Raw genomic sequence first — 3010 nt, 5'->3', positions numbered from 1 at the left:
CCCGCAGCAGGCGCGCCCACCACGGCCGGCCGGCGGCCGGCGCGGCCCGCAGCGCCGGAGCGGTGCTGTTGCGCAGACTCACCCAGCCACCGGGCCCCATGGTCACCGCGCCGACGGCGGGAGCGCGGCGAACAGCCACGCCGGCGGCCACGGCCACCGCGATCACCGAGGCCGCGGCCAGCGAGGCGAGCACGATCGCGGTCACGTCCACCGCGGGTACGAACACCGGGTGTTCCGCGCCGGGCGTGTAGACCCCGATCTCCCGCTGGCCGGAGCGCACCGATTGCAGAGTCGTCATCGGAACCCTCCCGTCTCTCTACGCCCGATAGTCCGCTCCCGCGCCGCCCTCCGACCGTGCCGCCGGACCCGACTCCGGCGGGCCGAACGTCCCCTGCCCGGCAGCCCCGCCGCCGTACCCGACGGCCTTGCGCGTCACTGCCTCGGGCCGCGGCCACGAGCCCGAGGCGCAGGTGAGGCCGCGACCCCTGCCGGCGGCCGGCTGGTGGCGGCGCGACACCGACCGGTCGGTCGAGGTGGTGCAGATCAACGGTGGCCCGGGGCTGCTCATCCGGGTCAACGGGCAGGTCGACGGCGTGGTGGCGGTCCGGGTCGAGGGCGGCTTGATCACCGGTGCCTACCACGTACGCAACCCGGAGAAGTTGTCGAGCGGGAGACGGCCGTCAGCCGCTGACGTTACGGGTGCGTGCCCCGGACCAGCGCGACCGGTGCGGGCGAGTGGTGCAGCATCGTCTGCGCGACCCAGCCCAGCAGGCCGGAGTAGGGGTGGCGGCAGCGGGCGCCGACGACGACCAGGGCGGCGTCTCGCGCGGCGTCGAGCAGCACCACGTCGGGGCGTCCCTGGATCACCCGAATCTGGGCGTGCCGGGCCTCGGCGAGCTCGGCCACCGACGGGTCGGGACGGTCGGACTCCCAGGCCTGGATCACCACGAGGTCCGCCTTGCGCCCGGCGGCGGAGTCGACGGCGAACTCGAGGGTGTGCCGGTCGGCGGCCGCGTCGTTGACGCCGGCCACCACCGGGCCAGGTGCGGCCGGCGCTGACCGCATGACCAGGACGGTGCCGGCGGCGCGGGCCGCGACCTGCACCGCGAGCGCCTCGCGGGGCAGGCAGGTGTGGGCGGACAGGTCGCCGTCGCCGATGACGGTCAGGGCGGCGCTGCGGGATCGGCGCAGCAGCACGTCCGCGGGGGAGCCCTCGAGACAGTGCGATTCGGCTCTCACCTCCGGCGCGACGGCCCGGGCCTCGGCGAGCGCCCGCTGGAGCAGGGACGCCGGCGGCTCCTCGGAATCCTCCCAGTTGAACGCGTGCACCAGGTCCAGCCCGCAGCCGCGCGCGGCGGCCTCCCGGGCGCCTGCCTCGACTGCTCGCCGGCTCGCTGCTGAGGCGTTGACACCGACGACGACCGTTCCCGCCGATTCGAGGTTCATGACGGCCCCTTCCCCCACGACGCTCTCTCCAGTGTTCGTCGGATGCCGCCCGATAGCACCGGAAGAGTGAGAAATCGACCCCCTGGAATGTCTCACTACGCCTGGTTACTTTCCGGTAACCACCCGCTCGGGGACTGAAGGGGGCCGGACATGTCCGTACGCATCCGCATCCTTGCCGCGCTGGTCGCGGCATCGGCCGTGAGCGCCGGGGTGGCCGCGCCGCCGGCCTCGGCCGAGCCGTCGCGCGGCGTCACGATCCCCGCGTTCTACACGCCGCCGGCCACGCTGCCGGCGGCCAACGGCGCGCTGGTCCGCACCGAGCCGCTGCCGCTGGCGCTGTCGCTGCCGGGGATCAGCTCACCGCTGCCGGGGCGGGCGACCCGCATCATGTACAGGTCCACCGACTCGAACGGCGGGCCGGTCGCCGTGACCGGCGCCTACATCGAGCCCGCGGCCGCCTGGCGGGGGAGCGGGCCGCGGCCGCTGGTCGTGCTGGCGCCCGGCACGATGGGCCAGGGCGACCAGTGCTCCACCTCCCTCGCCCTGCAGAAAGGCCTGGTCGTCGGCGCGGACGACGGGCAGACCACGATCTCCATCGGGTACGAGGTGCTGGCCATCTACCGGCTGCTGGCGAAGGGCATCGCCGTCGTGCAGACCGATTACGTGGGACTCGGGGCCACCGACCGGCTGCACACCTACGTCAACCGGGTGGACGGCGGGCACGCCGTGCTGGACGCCGCGCGGGCCGCGAAAGCACTGCCGAACACGTCGCTCACCAGCCGCTCCGTGGTCGGCTTCTACGGATACAGCCAGGGTGGCGGCGCGGTCGCGTCGGCGGCCGAGCTGCAGCCCTCCTATGCCCCGGACGTCGCGCTGAAGGCCACCTACGCGGGCGCGCCGCCGGCGAACCTGGTCGACGTCACAGCCGCGGTCGACGGCAGTGAGCTGCTCGGCGCGCTGGGCTGGTCGGTGAACGGGTTCCTGCAGTCCGAGCCGAGCCTGCGGGCGATCGCCGACCGGTATCTCAGCGACACCGGCCGCGCGGTGCTGCGGGATCTGTCGACGATGTGCGTCGGCGACGCGATCTTCGCCTACGCCGGCCGGCGCAGCTCCGGCTGGACGACGACCGGCCAGTCGGTGAACGACATCATCGAGGCCGAGCCGGCCTTCCGCGCGTACCTCGGTGAGCAGTTGATCGGCACCCGCAAGCCGGCCGGTGTGGTGCGGGTGGCGACCGGGGTGAGGGACAACCTGGTGCCGCACGCCCAGGCCCGGACGATGGCCGCCGACTGGTGCCGCCGCGGCGGCAACGTCGTCTACGCCCCGATCCGGCTGCCGGAGGCGGGCAGCGCGCTGCTCAACCACTTCGGGCCGCTGCTCACCGACCAGGGCGCCGCGGTGGACTGGCTCAGCCACCGCCTGGCCGGCCGGCCGGCGCTCTCCACCTGCGCGCTGCTGCCGCTTCAGCCGTAGGGCTCGCGGCGCGGGCCAGCAGTCCACCGGCGCCGATCAGGCTCGCGGCGCCGACGGCGAGCAGCACGCTCAGGTAGCCGCCGGCGCCGGC

At 74.7% G+C, this 3010-nt stretch carries 2 protein-coding genes and 1 pseudogene; 1 reads left to right on the top strand and 2 read right to left on the bottom strand.

From position 1 onward, the window contains the following. A pseudogene (locus AB0F81_RS50945) lies at positions 1-298 on the bottom strand (hypothetical protein); the annotation flags it as partial. Between the two features lie 395 nt (positions 299-693). Continuing rightward, positions 694-1446, bottom strand: a complete 753-nt coding sequence (locus AB0F81_RS50940; protein WP_360211654.1) for a universal stress protein — start codon at positions 1444-1446, stop codon at positions 694-696. A gap of 150 nt (positions 1447-1596) precedes the next feature. Between AB0F81_RS50940 and AB0F81_RS50935 the strand changes: the two genes are divergently transcribed. Beyond that, positions 1597-2919, top strand: a complete 1323-nt coding sequence (locus AB0F81_RS50935; RefSeq protein ID WP_360211652.1) for a lipase family protein — start codon at positions 1597-1599, stop codon at positions 2917-2919. The last annotated feature ends 91 nt before the right edge of the window (positions 2920-3010 follow it).

It is taken from the genome of Actinoplanes sp. NPDC024001 (assembly GCF_040638955.1).
GTDB lineage: Bacteria > Actinomycetota > Actinomycetes > Mycobacteriales > Micromonosporaceae > Actinoplanes.
Note: the sequence above shows the minus strand (reverse complement) of the source record. Positions and strands in the feature narration are given on the sequence as shown.